This window comes from Nocardia vinacea NBRC 16497 (assembly GCF_000308835.1).
Taxonomy (GTDB): domain Bacteria; phylum Actinomycetota; class Actinomycetes; order Mycobacteriales; family Mycobacteriaceae; genus Nocardia; species Nocardia vinacea.
This window is the reverse complement of the sequence record NZ_BAGN01000031.1, coordinates 1-1329: the sequence shown is the minus strand read 5'-3', so window position 1 is coordinate 1329 and position 1329 is coordinate 1. Positions and strand designations below refer to the sequence as shown.

Annotated in this window: 1 protein-coding gene; it reads right to left on the bottom strand. The window is 69.5% G+C overall.

The genetic code is table 11. The features are described from left to right. The coding region (locus tag ON44_RS04095; RefSeq protein ID WP_373283122.1) for a sacsin N-terminal ATP-binding-like domain-containing protein at positions 1-889 on the bottom strand (889 nt) is incomplete at its 3' end. Between the last annotated feature and the right edge of the window lie 440 nt (positions 890-1329).

Here is a 1329-nt window from a genome sequence, read left to right as displayed (position 1 = left end):
GCCCACGACTCCGGTCCGCGTGCCCACGACTCGGGTCCGCACGACCGCGATTTGGGGGCGCGACGGTGTCACCACTGCCGTCTGGCGGGCCTTGTCGACCATGCAGATACGAATCGCCGGCGCCGAAATCCGCACTGATCTGCTCGACGTGGGGATCTTCGTGCTCGTGCCGGTGCGGACTTTCGTCGGGCAGATCGGTGACTGTGCTGGTGATCTCGTCGTCGCCGATTTGGATGCTCTGTAGGGCGGGCAGTTCCAGGAGGAGGTCGACGGCTTCAGCGCGCATTGCGGCGAGTAGGGATTGGGGGTCGATGTCCAGGCGCAGGCGCAGGACGATCTCGGTGTCCGCGTCTGGTGGCGGGGTGGCGTCGGTCGGCCAGGCCAGGCGGAGGACGGGTGGGGTGAAGGTTTCGCCCGGGTCCGGGACGGAGATCGCGTTGTCGCGCAGGGCTTTCCAGGTGAGATCGTGGGAGAACCGGAGGGAGCCGGTGGTCGATCGGACCTCGATCTCATCGCTTACCGTGCGTACGGCGGTGAAGCCGACGCCGAAGCGGCCGACGCTCGCGGCCGGATCCGCCTTGCCGGAAGCGCGCAGTGCGGTCAGCGCGTGCACGCCCGAAAGATCCAGCGGTGCACCGGTATTCGAGATGTGCACGGCGCCGTCGAGGAGACGCACCGCCACACGGCCCGCGACACCGGCCTTGGCCGCCGCATCCGCGGCGTTCTGCGCCAATTCGGTCAGCAGCCGATCCCGGTACCCCGCCCGCACCAGATCCGCCTCGGTCGCGGCATCCTCCCGCAACCGAGTAGGCGAATCACGCCAAGCCGCAAGAACCCCCGCCCGCAGCCCCGACGTCCCGAACGGATCCGCCGCCGATACCGCGCTCACCCCTGCAGCGATGACCCGAACTCCGGCCGAGTCGCAGCCCCGGGCCCACTCCCACCCGCACTGTCAGCAGCCTCACCATCGGCACCCGCGACCCCGCCGTCATCGTCCGCGTGCCCGCCGTCATCGTCCGCCACAGCACCGTCAGCACCGGCCACCTCGCCACGAACAGCCGAGGCCCCGCCATCAGCTCCGATCTCCCCGCCATCAGCGTCCGCAGTCGCACTGTCGGCTGCCCCGCGATCAGCACCGGCGGTCTCACTGTCAGCGTGGGCAACATCGCCATCGACGTCCACACGCGCACCGCCGACATCGACGCCCTCGTCATCAACGCCCGTGGTCTCACTGCGAGCGTGAGCAGCGCCGCCATCGATGCCCGCACCCCCACTGACAGAGTCGGCGGCCGTGTCATCAGCACCCGCGGTTTCACTGTCAGCGTGGGC